General features: G+C 55.9%; 20 protein-coding genes, 2 tRNA genes and 1 riboswitch. Of the genes, 5 read left to right on the top strand and 17 right to left on the bottom strand.

Annotation, left to right across the window (positions count from 1 at the left end; all coding sequences use genetic code 11):
• Nucleotides 1-40: 40 nt before the first annotated feature.
• The 6 genes from F591_RS0110730 to nrdR all read right to left on the bottom strand — a co-directional run bounded on the left by F591_RS0110730 (nt 41) and on the right by nrdR (nt 5,980).
• Nucleotides 41-1,354: a nucleotide sugar dehydrogenase gene (locus F591_RS0110730; RefSeq protein ID WP_019534601.1), complete on the bottom strand. Its 1,314-nt coding sequence runs from the start codon at nt 1,352-1,354 to the stop codon at nt 41-43.
• A 333-nt stretch (nt 1,355-1,687) separates the two neighbouring features.
• Nucleotides 1,688-3,613, bottom strand: coding sequence for an anaerobic ribonucleoside-triphosphate reductase (nrdD, locus tag F591_RS0110725; protein ID WP_019534600.1), 1,926 nt, complete (start codon nt 3,611-3,613; stop codon nt 1,688-1,690).
• 30 nt (nt 3,614-3,643) lie between these two features.
• Entirely contained in the window at nt 3,644-4,321 is a 678-nt protein-coding gene (locus F591_RS0110720; protein ID WP_019534599.1) for a radical SAM protein, read from the bottom strand.
• 122 nt (nt 4,322-4,443) lie between these two features.
• Nucleotides 4,444-4,642: riboswitch (cobalamin riboswitch) on the bottom strand.
• Nucleotides 4,643-5,215: 573 nt separating this feature from the next.
• Nucleotides 5,216-5,288 (bottom strand) — tRNA-Ala (locus F591_RS0110715).
• A gap of 17 nt (nt 5,289-5,305) precedes the next feature.
• A tRNA-Ile gene (locus tag F591_RS0110710) sits at nt 5,306-5,382 on the bottom strand.
• Between the two features lie 91 nt (nt 5,383-5,473).
• A complete protein-coding gene (gene nrdR / locus F591_RS0110705) occupies nt 5,474-5,980 on the bottom strand; it encodes a transcriptional regulator NrdR (protein ID WP_019534598.1) in 507 nt (168 codons plus the stop codon).
• Between the two features lie 125 nt (nt 5,981-6,105).
• Here nrdR and F591_RS0110700 point away from each other — a divergent pair, with 125 nt between their 5' ends.
• The gene (locus tag F591_RS0110700; RefSeq protein WP_019534597.1) at nt 6,106-6,330 is read left to right on the top strand and encodes an alpha/beta-type small acid-soluble spore protein; all 225 of its coding nucleotides are present in this window, start codon (nt 6,106-6,108) and stop codon (nt 6,328-6,330) included.
• Between the two features lie 80 nt (nt 6,331-6,410).
• On the opposite strand, the gene F591_RS0110695 is transcribed toward F591_RS0110700, so the two are convergent.
• The 4 genes from F591_RS0110695 to mutM all read right to left on the bottom strand — a co-directional run bounded on the left by F591_RS0110695 (nt 6,411) and on the right by mutM (nt 9,318).
• The gene (locus F591_RS0110695; RefSeq protein ID WP_019534596.1) at nt 6,411-6,983 is read right to left on the bottom strand and encodes a lytic transglycosylase domain-containing protein; all 573 of its coding nucleotides are present in this window, start codon (nt 6,981-6,983) and stop codon (nt 6,411-6,413) included.
• Nucleotides 6,980-7,576: a dephospho-CoA kinase gene (gene coaE / locus F591_RS0110690; protein ID WP_019534595.1), complete on the bottom strand. Its 597-nt coding sequence runs from the start codon at nt 7,574-7,576 to the stop codon at nt 6,980-6,982. The genes F591_RS0110695 and coaE overlap by 4 nt, the downstream gene beginning before the upstream one ends.
• 84 nt (nt 7,577-7,660) lie before the next feature.
• A complete protein-coding gene (gene ytaF / locus F591_RS0110685) occupies nt 7,661-8,365 on the bottom strand; it encodes a sporulation membrane protein YtaF (protein WP_019534594.1) in 705 nt (234 codons plus the stop codon).
• Nucleotides 8,366-8,445: 80 nt separating this feature from the next.
• Nucleotides 8,446-9,318 (bottom strand): DNA-formamidopyrimidine glycosylase, encoded by an 873-nt coding sequence (gene mutM, locus F591_RS0110680; RefSeq protein ID WP_019534593.1) that lies wholly within the window; start codon nt 9,316-9,318, stop codon nt 8,446-8,448.
• 880 nt (nt 9,319-10,198) lie between these two features.
• On the opposite strand from mutM, the gene F591_RS33530 reads away from it, so the two are divergent.
• Complete coding sequence (locus F591_RS33530) at nt 10,199-10,387, top strand: hypothetical protein (protein WP_019534592.1); 189 nt, start codon at nt 10,199-10,201, stop codon at nt 10,385-10,387.
• Between the two features lie 362 nt (nt 10,388-10,749).
• Here the strand turns inward: F591_RS33530 and polA are convergent, their stop codons facing one another.
• Complete coding sequence (gene polA, locus F591_RS0110670) at nt 10,750-13,428, bottom strand: DNA polymerase I (RefSeq protein WP_019534591.1); 2,679 nt, start codon at nt 13,426-13,428, stop codon at nt 10,750-10,752.
• Nucleotides 13,429-13,774: 346 nt separating this feature from the next.
• Here polA and F591_RS0110665 point away from each other — a divergent pair, with 346 nt between their 5' ends.
• Both F591_RS0110665 and F591_RS27830 read left to right on the top strand, forming a co-directional pair.
• On the top strand, nt 13,775-14,530 hold the full coding sequence (locus tag F591_RS0110665; RefSeq protein ID WP_026326527.1) for an HAD family hydrolase: 756 nt from the start codon (nt 13,775-13,777) through the stop codon (nt 14,528-14,530).
• A 173-nt stretch (nt 14,531-14,703) separates the two neighbouring features.
• Nucleotides 14,704-15,315, top strand: a complete 612-nt coding sequence (locus F591_RS27830) for a chromate transporter (protein ID WP_019534589.1) — start codon at nt 14,704-14,706, stop codon at nt 15,313-15,315.
• 421 nt (nt 15,316-15,736) lie between these two features.
• Here the strand turns inward: F591_RS27830 and phoU are convergent, their stop codons facing one another.
• The 5 genes from phoU to F591_RS0110635 form a co-directional block, all read right to left on the bottom strand.
• Nucleotides 15,737-16,396, bottom strand: coding sequence for a phosphate signaling complex protein PhoU (gene phoU, locus F591_RS0110655; RefSeq protein WP_026326526.1), 660 nt, complete (start codon nt 16,394-16,396; stop codon nt 15,737-15,739).
• A 31-nt stretch (nt 16,397-16,427) separates the two neighbouring features.
• Nucleotides 16,428-17,180, bottom strand: a complete 753-nt coding sequence (gene pstB, locus F591_RS0110650) for a phosphate ABC transporter ATP-binding protein PstB (RefSeq protein WP_019534587.1) — start codon at nt 17,178-17,180, stop codon at nt 16,428-16,430.
• Between the two features lie 22 nt (nt 17,181-17,202).
• A complete protein-coding gene (pstA, locus tag F591_RS0110645) occupies nt 17,203-18,072 on the bottom strand; it encodes a phosphate ABC transporter permease PstA (protein ID WP_019534586.1) in 870 nt (289 codons plus the stop codon).
• Nucleotides 18,072-18,944 (bottom strand): phosphate ABC transporter permease subunit PstC, encoded by an 873-nt coding sequence (pstC, locus tag F591_RS0110640; protein WP_051109172.1) that lies wholly within the window; start codon nt 18,942-18,944, stop codon nt 18,072-18,074. Before pstC ends, pstA begins: the two co-directional genes overlap by 1 nt.
• Before the next feature lie 170 nt (nt 18,945-19,114).
• Nucleotides 19,115-20,113 carry a PstS family phosphate ABC transporter substrate-binding protein gene (locus F591_RS0110635; protein WP_245581021.1) on the bottom strand — a complete coding sequence of 333 codons (999 nt, stop codon included), beginning with the start codon at nt 20,111-20,113 and terminating at the stop codon, nt 19,115-19,117.
• A 286-nt stretch (nt 20,114-20,399) separates the two neighbouring features.
• Here F591_RS0110635 and F591_RS27825 point away from each other — a divergent pair, with 286 nt between their 5' ends.
• Nucleotides 20,400-22,160: a methyl-accepting chemotaxis protein gene (locus F591_RS27825; RefSeq protein WP_019534583.1), complete on the top strand. Its 1,761-nt coding sequence runs from the start codon at nt 20,400-20,402 to the stop codon at nt 22,158-22,160.
• Between the two features lie 188 nt (nt 22,161-22,348).
• Here the strand turns inward: F591_RS27825 and F591_RS27820 are convergent, their stop codons facing one another.
• Nucleotides 22,349-22,690 (bottom strand): DUF2512 family protein, encoded by a 342-nt coding sequence (locus tag F591_RS27820; RefSeq protein WP_019534582.1) that lies wholly within the window; start codon nt 22,688-22,690, stop codon nt 22,349-22,351.
• Nucleotides 22,691-22,714 lie beyond the last annotated feature (24 nt).

Raw genomic sequence — 22,714 nt, 5'->3', positions numbered from 1 at the left:
CTGCGCTTTTTGGACAAAAATAATCTCATCTTCTTCATCATCATAAGCTCCAGTAATCATAGCCGCGCGACAGGAACGTCCCCTTGTCGTATGCGCCCTTGATGTCCATGAACGGCTTGACCTGGCCCGGCGCGTACATCGCGTCGAACGCCTCCGGCGCAAGCTCCGCGAACGGCCGGTGCGGCACCGTGACCGCAACCAGCGACAAATTCCGCAGCTCGTCCAGCTCGGCCAAGGCTATGCCGTATTCCTGCATCGCCAGCTCCTTATCCGCGACCGGGTCGCAGACGACCGTCCGCACCCCGTATTCGTCGAGCTCGCGGATGACATCGACGACTTTCGTGTTGCGGATGTCCGGGCAGTTCTCCTTGTACGTCAGGCCGAGAAGGCCGACCGCCGCACCGGAAGGGTTCAGCTTGTGGCGCATCAGCTTTTTGACGATTTGCTGGGCCACATATTTGCCCATGCCGTCGTTGATGTGCCGGCCGGCCAAAATAATTCGGGAATAATAGCCCTCAACTTCCGCTTTGTACGTCAAATAATAAGGATCGATGCCGATGCAGTGCCCGCCGACGAGGCCGGGGCTGAATGCAAGAAAATTCCACTTGGTGCCGGCGGCCTCCAGCACCGCCTTCGTATCGATGTCCATCTGGTGGAACAGCATCGCCAGCTCGTTCATGAAGGCGATATTGACGTCGCGCTGGGCGTTCTCGATCACCTTGGCCGCTTCGGCAACCTTGATGCTTTCGGCACGGAACACGCCCGCTTCGACGACAAGCTCGTACACCTTGGCAATCGTATCTAGCGCCTCGTCGTCCATTCCCGATACGATCTTGACGATGTTTTCCAGCCGATGCGCCTTATCCCCTGGATTAATGCGTTCAGGGGAATAGCCGATCTTGAAATCCGGACCGCATTTCAGGCCCGACGCTTCCTCCAGGATGGGCCAACAAATTTCCTCCGTTACGCCCGGATAAACGGTCGATTCGTACACAACGACCGCCCCTCTGCGCAAATGCTTGCCGACCGTCCTGCTGGCGCTGCGTACGTATTCCAGGTCGGGCACATTTCCGCTGCCGATCGGCGTAGGCACAGCTACAATAAAGAACAAAGCCTCGCCAAGCAGGCGCTCGTCGCTGGTGAATCGAACCGAGCACGATTTCAAACGGCCGTCGTCCAAATCGCCCGTCAGATCGATCCCCTGGCGGTAGCTGTCGATCTTCGCAGCGCTGACATCGTAGCCGATGACATCGGCTTTTTCCGACAAGGCCACAGCGATCGGCAAGCCCACATAACCTAGTCCCACGACGGCAATTTTCTCTTGGCGGTTAACGATCTGTTCGTATAAGCCCACTTTGATTTCCTCCCGATCATGTTATCACCGTCCAATGTGGGGCCAGCGCCGAATTGGCTATCGCGGCATGACGGCCTTCCCCCTCTAGGTCTTTCAATCAAGCTATACGACATAATTCGTTGTAATTCGACATATCGAACTACAAACGATTATAGCATCTTTTTCGAACGTTTAAATGCCCGAAAATCCTGAAAGAGATGAAATTTTATCCGAGCGCCGCAACAGCCAAAAAAAGCCTTTGGGCTCCTCGTATGATCGGCATAGAGGAAGCCCGAAGGCTTACGTCATTTTATATTCTGATCAGCAAGCGGACAGGCACAATTGGCTGCAAAGTCACAGGCTTTCTTCTCTGAGCCGCTTGCGGGTATTCCAGTCGAACCTGCGTGAATTGCTCCAGAAGTTGTATTCTCCCTGATAGTAGCCTTTGTCGTCGACATGCAATTTCTTGCGTGCGATCATCTTCACATATCCGATGACCCGGCTGAATGTGGCGATATCGTCGCTGCCGCAGGTCGGGCAGCCGGCAATGTTGACGCCATCCGCCGCCGCCATTTGTTGGCCGCAGCTAAGACAACTGGATAACATCGGGGTTAGCGTGATGTACTGGATCGGCTTGTCGAATATTTTTTTTAAATAATCGGCCAATCGTTCCGGAGCGACTTTACTTTCCAGGAAGTGATACAGGATGCTGCCTGAGGTCGCATAAGCTTGGAATTCAGCGCTGTTCTCCACCTGCAACACAAAATCGTCCTCACTGAAAGGAAGCATGCATCCGGATGTCAAATATACATCTTCCCCCGTGCCTTGCACAAAGATGTCCCGGCCATGCTGTTTTGCCCATTTTACATCATGACGGGCGAGCTTGATTGCCGCATTCTCGCCCGGAGCATACTCAATGCCGCAGGCCACTTGATCCCTTACTATAAACTCATTGATCTTTTCCGTCATAAACTGCATGATACGATGGGCCAGCCGCTTGCCTGAATCATTGTTCATTCCCCCCTCATATCCGCTATTTATGAGGCCCTCATGCATTCCCGCTACACCAAAAACATTGAAATAATGGGATAAATCCCGATTCAAGGCGAAGAACGTCGGATATAGCTCCCGATTCCGCTCGATCCATTGCCGTTTAGCCATGTGGCCTTCCTGCATAATATTCAACAGTTCCTCGATGCGAGCAAACATCAGCTGTTCATCGTGCCCGTACTCCAGCATGACCCGATTCATATTCAAATTCAATACCTGGACGGCTCCCGTCGAACCTGTCGAGCTGCCGAAAATACCGCTTCCGACTCTCGACAGCACCGTCAGATCAATCTGCAAGCGGCAGCATAGACTGCGGCTTACTTCCGGATCTCGCGGCTTCAGGTAAGGGTTCAGCTTGCGATAGCGCGCGTCCTGGAACGGCGCCGTGCGGAAGTTCTCGAAATATACTCCGCCCCACTGATACATCCCATCCAGCAGTTCCAGAAACAAACGATTGTCATAGTCAAAGCTGTCATCAATAGGTACCGTTATTAACGGGAAGGTGAAGGGAATGCCTGTCCCTGTCCCCTGCTTCATGACATCGATAATCGCCCGATTGATCCGGTCAAAATATTCAGAGGGAATATCCCGATACCGAATATTTAAGGGGGAGCCGCCGATCACAACGAAATCATCCTTGATCTCATCGGACGGTTTTCCGAATTCCAGGGTAATATTGGTGAAGGCCGATTGCGAACCGCCGCGCAAGGGCATGTTCGTCTCCCAAATGAGACTTTGGAACAATTGCCTCAAGTCATCGGCTGAATAATGGCGCCCAAACGAGGTCTCCTCCATGTAAAGGTAAGAAGCCGATATCGTGGTCATCTGCGAAAGCATGACCGCTCCGGACACTTGCTGAGACATCAGCACAACCATATTGCTGTAATGCCGCAACAAAATATCCAGTTTCCGCGTTGGCTTGGACGCCATCATATTTTTGGCCAGCGTCGGAATTCCGTTTAACGCGATGTCTTTGCAGGAAACGCTTAAACAATACGGACTTAATTGCTTGTCGTGAATATAGATAACGCCTTCCTTATACAGCTCGGTTAACTTGGCCGGAAGAATGTGCTTTAATAAATATTCCTCCTCCGCATGATTGGTCAAGTTGTGCCTTAGCAGGGGAAGGGAGTACACGAAGTTGCTATTTTCCCTTTTGAGATAGTCGGACTGCTTCGTTTCCGAGCTTGATGTGAACGTGTTGATGATCTCTTCCGTAGTACGAAACATGTAAAACTCCTCCATTCGATAGGCTGCCGCTTAAGGTGTTGATGCCTGATAAGGGGGGTGATAAGGATTGATGAAATAAGGAACACGGCTGTTATATTTATCCTTCAACTTGTCCACATAGATTCGGATTTCATCGAAGAAATGCTCGCTTAATATGGGATAACGCACCGTTCGGACTTGACTGACATCGCTGTTATGGCGAATCACGATTTCTACCGACTCCAGTATCGCTTTGCAGTATGTTTCCGAAGGAGCGATGCCGATCACCGCTTCATAAATTTCGCGATCCTGGGCGGGATCCAAAGCATGATACGGCAGCTTCATATCGATATGCGCTCCATCGATGAGCTTGTCGTCGAATAACTGCTGAAGCTTGCGCGGGTAAGTTCCGTTCGTAAAAACGATGATTTTCCCATCATAGACCGCCCGTACTTCCCTGAGGCAATCGGCTATTTCGCTATACTCATTGATCAGAAATTCGCCGCCGCTGAATAATACCGCCTCAAACATGGAGCGGCACCCTTGCAGACGGTCTATGACTTGTCTGCCGTCCAGATGGCGGCCATCCGGTTTCTTCGCGATCAGCTCGTCGGAATTGTGGCACCCGAAACACCGCATATTGCAGCCGTTCCAGGAATGAATCAGCAATGAAGTATATCCGGGCAAATCATCGAATGTTCGAATGAACCGAGGATAGAACGCGAGCATAAGCTACTCCTTTCGCACGCAAAAAAGACATTTCCGACCAAAATAAAGTCAGTCATGCCCCCCGTATACATCCATTCAGCGGATCTACACAATAGAACACCTCCCTATCTACCTTAGGTCAAGCAGTGTTGTCGTTTATGGCAGGTCTCCTGGCTCCGGGTCTTCGCACTCGCTGCCGCCTTCCCGTCCCATTGCTGAAACAGTGGCTGTAGTGCAGCGCCGCTCGCCGTCACAGTGGAGGGACCGCGTCGGAATTTCACCGAACTTCCCTTTTAATCGATCTACGCAATGCGTATCGACACCATAAACCACTATATTTAGTTGTCCAAAATGGATAATAACACAATATATAGTTTGCATTCTGTGATGGGGGTCACGAATCATTCCTTGCCGGCAGACTCACTCATGGTCGGACTGGCGCCAGGATAGACTCACTTATGGTCGAACTACGCTCATGAACAAGATCCGTGGACTGCGTGGCTGCACAAACACCATTAAGCCCGCGAACTCGGCGTATACGCGGCCCATCCCGGGCATAATCGAGCAATGAGGCGGCGAAACCTGCAAAAAATGCAACATTTTCAATATTTTTTGCTCAAGACGAAGGGAAATGTTGCATTTCGTGCAACAATTTGGGGGAGATTGGCTTCAAGCCAAGGAATAACGCCTGAAAGTCTTCCTGACGGAATCGGTCCCGGACTTGTCGGGGGATGCTTTGAGTGCCTGTTGCGAATTCACTCATAGAAGGCTCATGGGATCGGCTCCGGCCCGAACGGGAGCCTGGTGGGGGAGTGGCTCGACAGGGCACAGCGGGTTGGGGTACGGGAGCTGGAGCTTTACTACAAAAAGGGCAAACAAAAAAACGGCATCTCTGCCGTTTTCTCGCTTCATATATGGACCCTAGGGGGATCGAACCCCTGACCTCATCGCTGCCAGCGATGCGCTCTCCCAGCTGAGCTATGGGCCCGTATGAAATTCACATGATGGTGGGCCCTAGTGGACTCGAACCACCGACCTCACCCTTATCAGGGGTGCGCTCTAACCAGCTGAGCTAAGGGCCCAAGCAGTGCTGCTTCTGATATCCGATCTTCACCGTCAATCACCAGCGGCGACAAGGAGAATCATATCACAGCAATAGGGCACTTGTCAACACTATTGGTTATTTTTATTTTTTATATCGTCCAATCCTGTAAGCTCGCCGACTTGATGTCTGGACAGCAGCTCCGTCAGCTCTTTCATGAACATATTGATATCCTTGAACTGCCTGTACACCGAGGCAAAACGAATGTAGGCGACCTCGTCGACAGGGTACAGCTCGCTCATGACGAATTCGCCGATCTCCCGGCTGTCCACTTCGGCTTGGGCCGTATTGCGAATTTGCTTCTCGACCTCGGACACAATCATCTCCAGCCGCTCGACGGAAACCGGCCTTTTCTCGCAGGCGCGAATTAAGCCGCGCAGCACCTTTTCCCGGCTAAACTCTTCGCGGCTGCCGTCCTTTTTGATCACGATCAGCGGCGTTTCTTCCACCATCTCGAACGTTGTAAATCGCTTCTGGCATTTCTCGCATTCGCGGCGGCGGCGGATCGATTTGTTTTCGTTTGCTGACCGTGAATCTAGCACTTTCGTGCCGGGATAATCGCAGTAGGGGCATTTCATAAGCTGATCTTCCTTTCTCCCGGAGAGAAGATTCGATTGCCGGCTTCGTTTACCAGCGAATTCCTGACATGAAGCCGGACATAACGAGCATAATAGGACTACCAACGACAAGGAGGTGAACAGACATGGGTGCAGGACAATCCCGCAGCAGCAATGTTCTGGTAGTGCCGCAAGCTAACGCCGCGTTGGATCAAATGAAATACGAAGTAGCTCAAGAATTGGGTATTGCCATTCCCCAAGACGGTTACTACGGTAACATGGCTACTCGTGATACTGGTGCGATCGGTGGTCACATTACTCGCAGACTGGTACAAATCGCCGAGCAGCAACTTGCCGGTCAGTTCAAATAATAACACGTTTTAGGGAATAAGCAAGAACCATTGGGCACGCATCCTTTTCCCGGGAAGCGTGTCCAATGCTTCATGATCACCTATTGTCTCCATTCTGCGGCGTACAGCTTGTTATATTTATCGTAATAATACATCACTCTCTGAATATAATGCCGCGTCTCCCCGTAAGGAACCTGATCCGCCCGTTCCAGCGTCCCGTCCCAAACGCCGCTCGCCAGCCACTGCTGCACTTTGCCTTGACCTGCATTATAACCGGCAATGACGGCAGCGGTATTGCCGTTGAACTGCTTGTTCAGCCAATGTATGTACCACGAACCAAGCTCGATACTGACGGAAGGATCATGCAAAAGCTGGCGGTAGCCCGGAGCGAATTTCCCTGTCTCGATAATCCAATCGGACGTATCGGGCATTAACTGCATTAACCCGTAAGCGCCCTTATGCGATTCAATATCGGCCCGGAAATTGGATTCTACCCGGATAATGGCAGCGATCAATATGGGGTCCAGCTCGTATTTTTTCGCACTGGAGCGAATTTCATTCTCGAAGTGAATCGGGTACAGCCAGCGGCTGATCGTTGCGTTCGATAAAAAAAGCAAGGCGACAAAGGTCAGCAAAAGCAGCGCAAGCACCCGCTTTTTTCGCCAAAATCTCATGGCAGCCCACTTTCTTTCCAGAACAAATCGATCTGCCGCTGCGTCTCCTCCAGCGTTCCCGCATTGTCGATCACGAAATCGGCTCTGCGCCGCTTCTCCTCGATCGGCAGCTGCGCGGCCAATCGCTGCTCCGCTTGCTCCTCCGTCAGCCCGTCGCGCTGTTTCAACCGTTCCCGTTGAAGCTCGGCAGGAACATACACGACCATGACGGCGTCGAACATCGCCTCCAGGCCCGACTCGTACAGCAGCGGAACGTCGACGATGACCGGCTTGTCCGGATACTGGCGCTCCAGGAGCGCCATTCTTTCCTTCATCAATGCGCGAATCGGGGGATGGAGCAGCGATTCCAGCGCCTTGCGCTGAGTCGGATCGGCGAATACGATCGCGCCCAGCTTTTTGCGGTTCAAGCTGCCGTCTGCAAGCAAAATATCGCTTCCGAACCGCTCCGCCACCCGGCCCAGCACAGGGCTGCCGGGCTCCACGACTTCGCGGGCGATAACGTCCGCATCGACCAGCGGGGCTCCCTTGCGCTGCAGCATCGAGGCCACGGTGCTCTTCCCGGTGGCGATGCCGCCCGTCAATCCGATTTTCATACGCGGTCTCCTATTCCAGCAATAATCTAGAAGTTATGTTATGTCCGTGCTTCATCGCCAAAGGCGGCACTGTCTGTTCGCAATTCACAACAGCTTCAATAGCCCCATCGCGATCAGCAAGACGCCCGGCAATGCAGACATCTTCCGCATCCATCTCCATCCGGCATGCTGAAGCCCGATGCGAAGGCCAACGCCAAGAAAAATGCCGCTGGCCAGCGCGATCACGGCGGAGGTGAGCCAGGGGGAGAAGCCGAGCAGCGCCGCCCCGAAGCCCGCTCCGAAGGCGTCCAGCGACAGGGCCAGTCCGAGCAACATCGCTTCGGAAGGCGAGATGACACCCGAGCGGTCGATATCGGCGATGGACGGCGTCTTTAATATTTGAATAACGAGCCCGAAGCGCTTCAGCTCAATGTACAGCACTTTGGCGGCAGGCGGGACAGGAACGTCCTCCTTCCCTTCGCCGCTCTCCGCTGAATGGCTGCAAGGCTTCGGATCGTCAGTCTTGCCTCCAGCCCCCTCTTCCCCTGTCCTCACCTGTCGAATCGCCCACAGGCCGATGCCGATCAGAATGAGGGCACCGATCCAGCGGGACAATACCGGGTCCACGAACCGGCTCAGCCAGACGCCGAGCTGCATGGACAAGTAAATGATCAATCCTGAACAAAGGGCAATGATCGCGATGGACCGCAGCGGGATGCGTATTTTGCGCAGGCCGTAAGTCACTCCGACGCCGAAGCCGTCAAGGCTTACGCCCAGAGCCAGCAGCAGCAATGAAAATACCGGCAGCATGTCGTTCCCTCCTCACCTGAATGCCTACCCATACTATATGGCATTGAAGGGAGAGAGGTGCCTATATTGCGCTGCGCTCTTTAATCAGCCGAAGCTTGCCGGTTCGGACGTCTGGTCTGCTGCACCTTAGCCTTCTGGCAGCCTGGGCAATAGTGGGTTCCCCGGCCGGCCACTACCGTCTTCACGATCGCTTGGCCGCAGTTTAAGCATGCTTCGTCCTTGCGGCCGTATACCTTCAATTGATGCTGGAACATACCGATCTCGCCCTGCCCGTTCACGTAGGACTTGATCGAAGAACCTCCAGCCTCGACAGCTTCGGTTAGCGTGCGGACGATCGCTTCGTGCAGCCTGCGCAGCTCCTGCCGACTGAGGCTTCCCGCCTCCCGCTCCGGATGAATCCCGGCGAGAAAAAGCGACTCGTCCACATATATATTGCCGATGCCGACAATGTATTCCTGGTTGAGCAGCAGCGGCTTGATCTTGGCCGAGCGTCCGGCAACGACGTCCCGCAACGCTTCGAGCGTAAAAGCGTCGTCCAGCGGCTCGAGACCGAGCTTCCTAAGCGGCGCTTCCTCCAGATCCCGGCCGCTGTCGAACAGATGCATCGTCCCGAATTGCCGGACGTCCTTGTATCTTAACGCCGTGCCGTCTGTGAAATGAAAAATAACATGCGTATGGAGCTCGAGCGGATCGTCTTCGCGGTACAAGCCGTACCTTCCTTCCATCCGCAGATGGGATACCATCGTCCGATCGTCCATCAGAAAACGCAAAAACTTGCCGCGCCGCTCGATCGTCCTTATCGTCTGTCCTTCCAGCAGAGCCGCGAACAAAGCCGGGTCGTCCGGCCGCTGAATAATTCTCCGCAGCATGACGGACACCCGCTCTATCTTTTTGCCCGCCACCAGCGCGTTCAGCGTGCGGCGGACCGTCTCCACCTCTGGCAATTCCGGCATGATGCGCACCTCCTGTCTTAGCTGCCCAAGCCGTGTTCTTTTCGACGGCTGCCCCTTCATGAGCTGCCCGCTTCCTGTGCTGCTTCTTCCTGGGCTGCTCCTTCATGAGCTGCTCCTTCCCGTGCCGCTTCTTCCTAGGCTGCCGCTTCCTACGCCGTTCCTTCCTGTGCCGCTTCTTCCTAGGCTGCCGCTTCCTACGCCGTTCCTTCCTGAGCTGCTCCTTCCTGCACTCCCGCCGAAAGCTTCCGCTAACGCTAGTGACAAACGCTATTTGGCAGAATCGGACCTTTTTTAAAATGTAACGAAACGTAGTAACGCTATTTGGCCAGAAACGCTGAATCGGATAGCCCAAAATGCGGAATACGAATGCTCACTTGCGTTAAAATTTCAAATCGGTCGTTTCGTGTGAAATAAGCTCTGTGGCTTGCGTTAGCCCGGTACACCAGCATCCTAGGCTAGCGAGCATTTAGAGAAGCTTCGATCGAAGCACCTTCGCCAGATGAGCGGCTGCGCTTGAGCGGCAGTTTTATCTGGTGCAGAAAGTCATACTTCGATTTAACACGTTAACGCTTTATCGAAACTGCCCTTTCTGGCAGCTTTTCTGCCAGCACTGAGAAAACCTTGCCCTCAGAATGGCCCTTTATTGTGCAAAGCTACACTTTACTGCGACAGACATACTTAGCCGGCAGCTCCCGAAGCCCGCGTGCAAACTCCATGTTAGCGTTTGGGCTCCACGGCAGCGTGCGAACTGCATGTTAGCGTCCAGACTCCACGGCAGCGCGCGAACTTCATGTTAGCGCGGCCCTCCCCGGGCACATGCGGCGACAAATCCTGCAAAAAATGCAACATTTTCCGCCCCCTTCGCACCAGAGGAAGGGTAATGTTGCATTTTGTGCAACAATTTGGGGGCGATTGGCTTCAAATCAAGGAACATCGCCCGAAATGTTGCACATTTTACAACATTGTGCCGCGAATATGGTTGATTGCCCCGTTTTTGTTGTACAAAATACAACATTTGCACGCTCTCTTGAAAATAGCTCGGGGTGCGCGGCTCATTTTCACCATCTGATGGTGCCGTGCAGGCCGTATGGGCGTCTCTCTTGAAAATAGCCCCCAGGGCGCGCGGCTCATTTTCACCATCTGATGGTGCCGCGCCAGCGTCATGGGCGTCTCTCTTGAAAATAGCCCCCGGGGCGCGCAGCCCATTTCCATCTTCTGATGGCGCTGCGCAAGCGGCATGGGGGCTCTCTTGAAAATCCGGCGGCAAGTCTGCCGACCAAAATTTTCAATACCGCAGGTGACGACCGATGACGAAGGAATCACTCGTCATAGGCGTCTGTCTGAAGCTGTTAGCCCGTTGCTCGGCTTCATGCCCGCTGCCGCCCGACAGGCCATTGCTCGGCTTCGCACCCGCTGCCGTCCGCCAGGTCGTTACTTGGCTTCGTACCAGTTGCCGCCGTCGTCCACATCTACTTTCAGCGGGACATCCAGCTCGATCGCCTGCTCCATGACTTCCGCTACGAGCTTCTTCATATGGCCGACCTCGTCTTCCGGCACCTCGAACACCAATTCGTCGTGCACCTGAAGCAGCATGCGGCTTCTCAGGTTCTCCCGCTTCATCCGCTCGTCCATCTGCACCATGGCCAGCTTAATAATATCCGCAGCCGTGCCTTGGATGGGCGTATTCATGGCCGTCCGCTCAGCAAACGAACGGAGGTTGAAGTTGGAAGCCTTGATCTCGGGAAGATACCGTCTGCGCTGCAGCAGCGTCGTTACGTAACCGTGTTCCCGCGCTTTCTTGACGATATCGTCCATATATCTTCGGACCCCTTGGAATGCGGCGAAATACTGCTCGATAAACTTGGCCGCGTCCTTCCGGGTAATATTCAAGTTTTGCGAAAGCCCGTAGTCGCTGATGCCGTAGACAATGCCGAAGTTGACGGCCTTGGCCTGACGGCGCATGTTCGCGTCCACCTCGTCCTCGGCGACGCCGAAGACGTCCATCGCCGTCTTCGTATGAATGTCGAGCCCTTCGCGGAACGCCTCGATCAGCTTCTCATCCTGGGAAATGTGCGCCAGCACGCGCAGCTCGATCTGCGAATAGTCTGCAGTCACAATGCGCCAACCCGGCTCGGAAGGGACGAATACTTTGCGGATTTTTCGGCCTTCCTCCAGGCGGATCGGGATATTTTGCAGGTTCGGGTACTGGCTGCTGAGGCGGCCCGTCGCGGCGATCGTCTGTTTGTAATAAGTGTGCACCTTGCCCGTATCGGGGCGAACCTCCTTGAGCAGCCCTTCCACATAAGTCGATTGCAGCTTGGCCAGCGTCCGGTAATTCAAAATATGGCCGACCAGCGGATGATACGGCTCCAGCTTCTCCAGCACCTCGGCGTCGGTCGAATAGCCGGTTTTCGTCTTCTTGATGACCGGCAGCTGCAGCTTGTCGAACAAAATTTCCCCGAGCTGCTTGGGCGAATTGATGTTGAATTCGGTCCCGGCCTCGTCGTAGATCGTCTGCATGATCTCCTCGAGCCGCGCCTGCAGCTCGCGGCCGTACGCCTTCAGCTCCTCGGTATCGACCCGGAAGCCTTTCCGCTCCATCGCCGCCAGCACCGACGCCAGCGGCAGCTCCAGCTCATAAAACAGCCGGTGCATGCCGTCCTTCTCCAGCGCGTCCTTCAGCCTGGACGTCAGGCGGAGCACTGCCGCAGCCTTGAGGCACAAATGATCCGACAGCTTGTCCTCCGGCGGAAGCTGGAATTTCGCTCCCTTGCCGTACACTGCCTCGTCGGAAGGCAGCGAAGGCAGTCCGTAGCGCGCGGCAAGCCCGTCCAGCGTCAGCGTCGATTCCGTCGGATCGAGCAAATAGCCGGCCAGCTGCACGTCGAAGTCGACGCCGCCCAGCTTCATGCCGCGCCAATCCAGCGCGACAATGGACCGGTGCAGATCGTAGACGGCAATGCTTTTGTCCTCAGCGGCGAGCCAATCGCGCACCTGCCCCGCCGCAGCGCAGGACTCGTCCTGAAGCAGGCCGAACGGGACATAATAGCTTCGCAGCGGCTCGTCCGCCGCAAAGGAAATGCCGATAACGTCCGCGGTATGCGGGTTGTCTCCGATCACTTCGACATACAGCGCCGCAACGGCGGGCAATGCGTCCACCAGCTCCCCCAGCGTGTCGCCCGTCATCCGCTGCATGCTGTCAAGCTCGAGCCTCTCCGTCTCCGCCGCGCCGGTTCCCGCGTCCGCCGCCGGCAGATCCATCTTCTCCAGCAACGACTTGAATTCCAGCTTGCGGAACATGTCCGCCATCGCCTGACGGTCGTAGCCTTGGAAGCGAATATCGTCCCAGCCGAGTTCGAGTGGCACCTCCCGGAAAATGGTAGCCAGCTCCTTGCTCATGCGCGCGGAATCCGCATGCTGGGACACCTTCTCGCCAAGCTTGCCCTTGATATTGGCCGCCTGCTCCAGCACGTTTTCGACAGAGCCGTACTCGTGCAGCAGCTTCAGCGCCGTCTTCTCCCCGACGCCGGGGATACCGGGAATGTTGTCGCTCGCATCGCCCATCAGCCCCTTGAGGTCGATGATCTGCTGCGGCTTCAGGCCGTATTTCTCGTGAAGCCGGGCGGGATCGTACAGCTCGATTTCGCTGACTCCCTTGCGGGTCAAGGCGACCGATACGCGCTCGGACACGAGCTGCAGCATATCCTTGTCGCCGGTAACGACGATGACGTCCATGCCGCCGTCCTCGTAGGCCAGCCGGGTCAGCGTGCCGATAATATCGTCCGCCTCGTAGCCGTCCAGCTCGAACTGCTTGATGCCCATCGCTGCAAGCAGCTCTTTAATCAGCGGAAACTGCTCGGACAGCTCCGGCGGCGTCTTCTCCCGGCCTCCCTTGTATTCGGCGTAATCCTTATGTCGGAACGTCGCTTTTCCGGCATCGAATGCCACGAGAAAATGCGACGGGTTCTGCTCCTCCACCAGCTTAAGCAGCATCGTCGTGAAGCCGTAAGCCGCATTCGTATGCAAGCCCTTGGCATTGCTCAGCAGCGGCAGCGCAAAGAACGCGCGGTAAGCGATGCTGTTGCCGTCGATCAATATGAGTTTGGACATTGGGCACCCCGATTCTCATCCATAATAACAGCGCATCCCGGGAACCGAAGCCGGCTGCCGCGGGAGCCGAAGCCTAAACAGGCGGCAACGCTTCGCAAGGTTCCCGCCCGTAGTGTCTGCATCGTGACATATATGATATATGATAACATACGAGGGCCTCAGAATAAACGCCTTCGCCCTCCTTATCTTCCCGCCGCAAGCAGACCTCCCCTCCCGTAAAAAAATAACGCGTCCTTCCTGTCCGACAGAGATTGGCTGTGCGGAATGCGGCATAAACTGTAGTAGCGCGGGCAATCCGCAAGCAGGCATCCGAAGGATGCGTTCGAAAGATCGGAGGTCGGCCGCCTTGAGCAAGCCTATACTTCCGCCCGGCAAACGGGCGATCTTTTTTGACGTCAACCAGACGTTAATCCGCAAGCAGCTCACCTTCGAGCAATGCTTTCGCCGCGTATGGGAGGAATACGCCGCCCGTTGGGACAGCGAGTACATTCCGTCGGCAGAGGAAATATGGAAGCAATATATGCTGCAGTGGCGAAAGCATCACAAAAACCGCGTGCCTCCGTCCCAGCTGGAAGAGCTGCAGCGCAGCTGTCTGCAAACAGCGATGACGGCGCTCGCGGTACCGGTGCCGGCGAGCTTCGCCCGCAGCTTCCTGCAGGAAGCGAGAACGATGCAGTCCGCCTCCAAGGCCCTCCTGCCCGGAGCGGACACCGCGCTGAGGACGCTCGCGTCCTCCTATCGGCTCGCCATTATCAGCAACAGCCCCCGGAAAGAAATCGTCGCTTTACTGAAGCGGTTCGGTCTGGCCGATCTGTTTCCCGGCGACCGCATCTTCACCCCGGGTTCCGCCTACGAAAAAAAACCGTCGCCGCATCTGTTCCGCATTGCGCTGAACGCGATGAAGCTGACGCCCCGCCAGGCCGTCATGATCGGCAATTCCTGGGCGCACGATGTCGTCGGAGCTGCCCGGGCAGGTATCGATTCGGTCTGGCTGCAGCCAGGAAGCGTCCGGAGCAAGGAAGCCGTCCAGAAGCCGAAGCTGGGGAAACGAAAAGTATATGTGATTCAAAGCCTGGATCAGCTGACCGAGCTGTTCCCTTAATGCCCGAGACCTCACATGGCGCAATGCCCTGAAGCGCCTGCATCGGCAGCCCGCGCACAACCCGGTGGCGGACAAAGCCGCCTTGACGTGCCGAATGGCGAGAAAAACTTTATTTCAATTTGGCAAAAAGGGGTGTATAATAAAAGCAAACGCACGCAGAAGGAGTGACTCACATGACCAAAAACAGACCGTCCGTCCGACTGCTGCTGCACCTCTTCTGGACATTCTTCACGATCAGCCCGATCGCCTTCGGCGGAGGGTACGCCATCATTCCCGTTATCGAAAAAGAAATGCGCAAGCGCGGCTGGCTGGGCACCGACGAATTGACCGACGTGCTTGCGTTGTCCGGCGCGGCACCCGGGGCCATCGGCGTCAACACCGCGACCATGGTCGGCTACCGACTGGCCGGATTTCCCGGCTCCATCGCCGCGCTGCTGGGCATCGTAATGCCCACTTCGCTGATCGTTCTGACGATGGCCTTCTTCTTCGCCGCATTCCGGGACAATCATTACATCGACGCCGCTCTTCAGGGCATTCGCCCGGCTGTCGTCGCGATGATTCTGTACGCTGCCTTTCGCGTATGGAAAAGCTCGGTGCCGGACAAATTCACCTTCATGCTGGCCGCTTCCACCGTGCTGATTTTGTTCGATTTCGGAATCAACCCGCTCTGGGCGATGGCTGCGGGCATTGCCGCAGGCATCATGCATTTCGCCTCGCACCGAAAAAAAGCGGCTTTAAGCCATCCAACGCAGCAGCACGATTATTTTTTCGGCGAAGGCATATGAAAAAATACTCAGGAGTACACGAGGCGACGAATCCTGCATAAAATGCAACATTTTCCGTATCCTTCACCCAAGAGGAAGGGGAATGTTGCATTTCGTGCAACAATTTAGGCGCGATGGGCTTCAAACCAGGGAACATCGCCCGAAATGTTGCACGATTTGCAATATTAAACCGCGGGTGCGCCTGTTTCCCCGTTTTTGTTGTACAAAACACAACATTTGCTGACTCTGTTGAAAATCCCCCGGGGACGCCGCCCATTTAGAAGCCCGATACTTACATATGGCAATCCGCCTTTGCTGCGATACTTTGCCGCGGCCGGAATCAGCAGGCGGCTTGCCGCGAAGCAAGGCGACTCGCAGCGAAGCAAGGCGGGGAGCCTCTCTCCCCGCCTTGCGTCCGTTAGCGGAGCTTGCGCGCCCCGCATTATATGTTCAAATCTTTGCGCTTGCCGGTCACCATATAGATGACGCCTTCGCCGATGTTGGTCGCATGGTCGCCGACCCGCTCCAGGAAGTGCGCCGCCAGCATCAGTTGCGTCAATTGGCGGTTGCGGGCGAACTCCTCGCCCATCAGCCCGATGATCTCGTTCATGACGGCGCTGTAGAGCTTGTCGACCTCGTCGTCCTTCTCGGCGAGCGCCGCGGCCCGGTGAATGCTCCGCTCGGTATACGCGGCAAGGCTTTCGCGCAGCATTTCCCGGACGAGCTCGGCCATCTGCGGGATGATCTCCAGCGGCTTCACCAGCTCTTCGCCGGACAGCCGCGCGGCGACCTTGGCGATATCGACGGCATGGTCGGCGATCCGTTCGAGATCGATGGAAATTTTCATGGCCATGCCGATCGTTCGGAGATCGACCGCCATCGGCTGCTGCAGGGCGATCAGCTTGAGGCACGCCTCTTCGATCTCCAGCATCTTCTCGTCGATCCGGTCGTCGTCGCCGATAATTTGCTTGGCCAGCGATTCGTCCAGCAAGGCGAGCGCCTTCACCGCCCGGCTGATCTGCTGCTCGACCAGCTTGCCCATGCCGAGCAGTTCGTTTTGCAGGTCCTCCACCGCATTGTGGAAGTTCGATCTCGTATCCAAATTCATCGCCCCTTTACCTTTGCCAGGCCATTTAACCGAAACGGCCGGTAATGTAATCTTCGGTTCGCTGATCGGTCGGCGTCGTAAAAATTTTATCCGTCTGGTCGGACTCGATCACTTCCCCGTTCAGGAAAAACGACGTATAGTCGGAAATCCGCGCTGCCTGCTGCATATTGTGGGTGACGATGACGATGGTGTACCGCTCGCGCAGCTCGCGGATCAGCTCCTCGATCTTCAGCGTCGAGATCGGGTCGAGGGCGGATGTCGGTTCGTCCATCAGCAAAATTTGCGGATTGACCGCCAGCGCCCTGGCGATGCACAGACGCTGCTGTTGTCCGCCGGAAAGCCCGTAAGCCGACTTCTTGAGATTGTCGCTCACCTCGGTCCAGAGCGCAGCCGCCTTCAGGCTCGACTCGACGATATGGTCCAGCTGCGCCTTGTCGCGAATGCCGTGAATGCGCGGACCGTAAGCGATATTGTCGTAGATCGACTTCGGGAACGGATTCGGCTGCTGGAACACCATCCCGATGTTTTTGCGCAGCAGCTCCACGTTTACGTCGGGGGAATAAATATTTTGTCCGCTGATCTTCACCTCGCCTTCGATGCGAATGCCGTTAATCATGTCGTTCATCCGGTTCAGCGTCCTCAGCAGCGTCGATTTGCCGCAGCCGGACGGGCCGATGAAAGCCATCACCGACTTTTCCTCGATGCTCATATCGACATTTTTTAGCGCATGAAATTCGGAATAATAAAGATTCAGTTTGTTGATGCTTACGATGGACATGCCCGCGTCCCCCTTATTCAATCTATTGCTTCTTCTGATATTTATTCCGTAAAAAGATGGCGAAGGCGTTCATGCTGAGCAGCATAATCAAAAGCACGATGATGCCCGCCGCGGCGACGTTCTGGAATTCCGCCTGGGGCTGGCTCGCCCAGTTGAATATCTGGATCGGCATGACCGTGAACGTGTCGAGCGGCGAGCTCGGCAAAAAGGCGACGTAGGCCACTGCGCCGACGACGATCAGCGGCGCCGTCTCCCCGATGGCGCGGGAGAGGGACAGGATCGAGCCGGTCATAATGCCCGGCAGCGCAGACGGGAGCACGACGCGCACGATCGTCTGCCAGCGGTTCGCCCCAAGCGCGAACGAGGCGTTGCGCAGCGACTGCGGCACCGTCTTGATCGCCTCCTGCGAGGACACGATAATGATCGGCAGCACGAGCAGCGTCATCGTCAGCGCTCCGGCCAGCAGGCTGCGCCCCATGCTCAGCAGCTGGACGAACACGGTCAGACCGAGCAGGCCGTACACGATGGAAGGCACGCCGGCCAGGTTCGAAATATTCGTCTGGATCAGCCGGCTCAGCCGCGTATCCTTGCCGTACTCCTCCAGATAGATCGCGGTGGCGACGCCGATGATAAAGGTCAGCGGCGCGGTAATGACCATCAGCCAGAAGGTGCCGACCAGCGCGGCCAAAATGCCGGCGCGGGAAGGGATCCGCGAGGCGTAGCTGGTCAGGAAATCCCAGTCGAGCCAGCCTGCCCCTTGGACGAGCACTTGTATCAGCAGCAAGGCGAGCGCTACGATTCCGAAGCAGGTGGACATGAAAAACAGCTGGTGGAACAGCCTGTTCTTTCTTTTGCGTTTGGCGATATGCCGCAGTTCCCCGTTGTCAGCCATCAATATTCCTCCCTGAACTTTCTGGAAATATAGCCCGCCAAAATATTCATAAGCAGCGTCATCACAAAAAGCGTGATGCCGACGGCATAAATCGTCAAATATTCAACCGAGCCGTAGCGCGTATCCCCCGAGCTGACCGAGACGATATAAGCCGTCAAGGTCTGAATGCTCTTCAGAGGATTGAACTCCAGGTTCGGCAGACTGCCGGCAGCCAGCGTCACGATCATCGTCTCGCCTATGGCCCGCGAGAGGCCGAGCACAAAGGAGGCGACGATGCCGGAAAGCGCGGCCGGCACGACGATTTTGACCGCGACCTCGAAGCGCGTCGCTCCCAAGGCGTAAGCGCCGTTGCGCAGCGAGTTCGGAACGGCGACCATCGCATCCTCGCTCATCGAGGAGATGATCGGGATAATCATGATGCCGACGACAATGCCGGCGCTAAGCGCATTGAAAATTTCCACCTGCGGAATAAACAGCTTGAGTAGCGGAGTCACGAACGTCAAGGCGAAGAAGCCGTAGACGATCGTCGGAATGCCCGCCAATATCTCGAGAATCGGCTTGACGATGTTTCTTACCCGGGCAGGAGCGTATTCGCTCAAATAGATCGCGCTGCCGAGGCCGATCGGGATGGCGACGATGCTGGCGATGACCGTAACCATCAGCGTTCCCGCAATCAGCGGCAGCACGCCGAATTGGGCCGGCTCGAACAGCGGCGTCCATTTGGTTCCCGTAATGAAATCAAGGAACGGCACGGCGCGGAAAAAGTTGACCGATTCGAAGATCAGGATCGCGACAATCCCTACGGTCGTGAAAATGGAGATGAACGCGAACAAGGCAAGTATTTTCGGAATCAGCACATCGGATGAAATCATCTTTTTTTTCTTTGTAAAATCCGTCGTCTGCGTATTCAGTTCTGTTTCCACTGGCCATTCCCCCACGTCGCAAGGCTTCTGAATATCGGATGAAAACCGTGGCATCCCATAGCGTTCGACTATGGCACACCACGGTTGTCGCTTGCGCATTCGCTGCGCTTTTTGTTCAATTATTTCAGGGCTTCGAGGTTTTTGTTCACAACGTCTTCAGGAAGTCTGATATATTTCACGGCCTCGACGAGCTCGGCGCCTTCGCTGCTATTGTAAAATTTCAAAAATTCCTTGATGTGAGGCTGCTCGATCGCCTTTTTGGTCGGGTAAATATAGATGTAACGAGACAGCGGCGCATAAGACATATCTTCGATCGTATCGTGAGAAGGCAGAACTGCCGGAGAATTCGCATCCTTCTTGATGGCAACGGCGTTCAGCTTATCTTTGTTTTCCTCATAGTAGGAGTAGCCGAAGTAGCCGAGGGCGAATTCGTCGCCGGCCACGCCTTTCACGAGCACGTTGTCGTCCTCGGAAGGAGTATAGTCGGAACGGGATTCTTTCGCCTTGCCGTTAATCGCCTCCGTAAAGAACTCGAACGTGCCGGAAGCGGGACCCGGGCCGTACAGCTTGATTTCTTTGTCCGGCCATTCCGGACGGATTTCGTTCCACTTTTTGACCGTGCTGTCCTTGGACCAAATCTTCTTCAGTTCTTCAACCGTCATTTCTTTGGCGAACGTATTGTTCTTGTTGACGACGACCGTTACGCCGTCCAGGGCGATCGGCATCTCGACCGCTTCCGTGTTTTGCTTCGTCTTCAGCTCTTCGAGCTCTTCCGCCTTGAACTTGCGTGACATGTCGGCAATATCGATTTCGCCGGCGATCAGCTTCTTCGCGCCGTTGCCGGAGCCCGATTCGCCTACGGTGATATTGACGCCTTTATGCTTGGCCATGAACTCTTCGGCGACTGCCTGGGAGATCGGATATACCGTCGAGGAGCCGTCGATTTTGATTTCGCCGGACAGCGCCGCAGCGGAGCCGCCGCCCTCTGCCGCCGGCGCGGGATTCGCGCTTCCTTGCGTGCCTCCGCCTTGCGACTGCTGCGTGCCGCATGCGGCCATTGTCAGGGTCAATACGGCCGTTGCCAAGGCCAGCGTGCTTTTCTTTGCGATTCCTTTCAACAACTTGACCACTCCTTGAATTCGTTTTTTGTTTTTCGCTCACGGGTTTCATGTTACCGCCCGTATGTTTTCGCTATTTCATCGGTTTGTTAACGGAATGTAAAATATGACTCGGAGCTTTCGCCCGTTCACCGCGCGCTCCTATCGCGGATTCCCCAAGGTCCGACAAAACATTAACACTTCCTTTACATTAGGGAGACATAGAGTTTACCCGTGACCGGTACAATCGTACCAGGCGGTAAGCCTTAAGACTCACGCCGAAATATGCGTCATCGGGAGGGAAACTATGAAGCTTGCCAAGCTTCTCATCCATGGACTTCGGAAAGGCCGCATTCGTGTGCGTCTATCCGTGCTGGCGAAGCTCATCCTCGGCTTTGCGGCCATCCTGCTCGTCGCGGGAGGCGCATCGTTCTTCCATCTGCTGCAATTCGGAAAGATGAAGGAGCAGATCGAGTTTCAGAACAGGGAAACAGGCAAACAGCTGCTCGCCATGCAGCTCAAGCTGAAGGCGAACGAGCTGGACGCCATCAAGTCAGCGATGATCGTAACCAGGAAGCCTGATCTAGCGGCCCATTACAATGAAGGCAAAGCTATCTTCTACCAACTCGTGGAACAGACGGCAGCCACGGCCGGCAATTCGGACGAACGAAAATGGGGAGCGCGGCTGAAGAATACCGCTGAAGAATTTACGGCGGCCTTCGATCAGGCGCTGGCCATTATGAATAACCAGGCGCTGTCGGAAAGCGAGATGAACCGGCAGTTCATCGAGGTTTACAACGAATCGCAACTGTTCAAGGAGTACATCTTCGAGCTGGCGGACCAGTTCGCCCAGGCTTATAAGGAAGACGCTGAGGCTGCCGCGGCTGCCACCAGCCGGATGATCGACGGCTCCGCAAGGATCGCGGTTGCCGGAATGCTGGGCGTGCTGGCGCTATGTATCGGCATCGGCCTGATCCTGATCCGCGCGATTACGAAGCCGGTCTTCAGGCTGCAGTCGGCAGTGCAGCGGATCGCCGCCGGCGATTTGCGCCATACGATCGGCGACGCTGCGGACGACGAGCTGGGCGACCTCAGCCGCGGCTTCGATCATATGGTCGAGCAGGTGAGCGGCATGGTCGGCCGCATTCGTTACGTGGCCGGCTCTCTGGCCGATTGTTCGCGGACGCTGACCGAATTTTCCGCTTCCACCGCTTCGGCCAATCGGGATATCGTCAAGGCGATGGAGGAGATCGCCTCCGGCGCCGCCGAGCAGGCGGAGCGGTCGGAGCATAGCGTGCGCCTCATCGCCGCTCTTAAGGAGCAGATGCGCTCGATCGCGCAGCATACGGAAACGGTGCGCGAGAGAAGCATCGAAGCAAGAGACAATACGGCGCAAGGCGCGGCGGCGATGGAGCGACTGTCCGAGGCGTCCTCTCTGTCGGAGGAACTGCTCGGCAAAGTGTGCGCCGCGATGGATTCGCTCGCCGAAAGCTCCGCGGCAATCGGCCGCATCGTCGGCACGATCGCGGACATTTCGAGCCGCACGAACGTGCTGGCGCTGAACGCCTCCATCGAAGCCGCAAGGGCTGGCAGCCACGGCCGCGGCTTTGCCGTCATCGCCGATCAGGTGCGCCAGCTGTCGAGCCAAACCGTGCAGTCGTCGCGGACGATCAGCGATTTGATTCGTTCGTTGCAGGAGAACATCGGGCGGCTCGATCTGGAGCTGAAGGAAGCAAGGCTCGCCTCCGAACGGCAAAGCGAAAGCATGCACGGCAGCATGGAGGCGTTTCGCCGCATCCGCTTATCCATGGAGGAGCTTGACCGCCAGCTGCAGGGCGTCTTCGCCGGCATCGCGGGCGTGCACGCCAAGCACGGCGAGCTGGTCGATTCCGCGCACCAGGCGGCGGGCATCGCTCAGGAGATCGCGGCAGGCACCGAGAAGGCATATTCGAGCTCCGGCGCCCAGGACGAAGCCGTCCGGCAAATCGCCGCGCAGGCGGACGACATTTTGGCGCTGTCCCGGCAGCTGTTCGAGGAAATCGATACGTTCCGCACGGCGCCCGGCTGAAGGAGAATAAGAAAACGAAAAACAACCATTATTCCTTTTTGGCGATCCAAAAGAAATAAGGTTGTTTTTCGTTCTCCCTCCTTAATGTGAGCTGGCTTGCAATGACATAAGGTTCCGCCTTGTGTCCCCGGAATGCCCGTTATTGCCGAGCGGCGAGCGAACGCCAATCAGGGCGTCCTGCGCCCCGCTCAGGCCGGTTCTCTTCTCGTGCCTAACAGCAAAATATGGAAGAACCATTCGATCACGCCGATCCCTATAGCTAATACAAACATCTCGCCGAGGGTCAGCGACCAATCCATCATCGCTCCGGCCAGGAGAAAATATAGAAAAGCGAACCCGGCATCCGCAATCGAAGCGACCGCATTGCTGTTTGTGTTCCTTAGCACGACTTGATCACCGACGGCATAAGCGATCAAACTAAGCAGTACAGCCGCTACCATCGCTTGCAGGAACGTAGCCTCGGTAAACATGAGCAGGAACGGCACGACAACGACGCCATTTAACAGAAGCTTGGTAATCAGCTTTAGCACGGCTGATTTCTCTCCTTTGCTGCA

Source organism: Paenibacillus ginsengihumi DSM 21568, from assembly GCF_000380965.1.
GTDB classification, from domain to species: domain Bacteria; phylum Bacillota; class Bacilli; order Paenibacillales; family NBRC-103111; genus Paenibacillus_G; species Paenibacillus_G ginsengihumi.
Note: the sequence above shows the minus strand (reverse complement) of the source record. Positions and strands in the feature narration are given on the sequence as shown.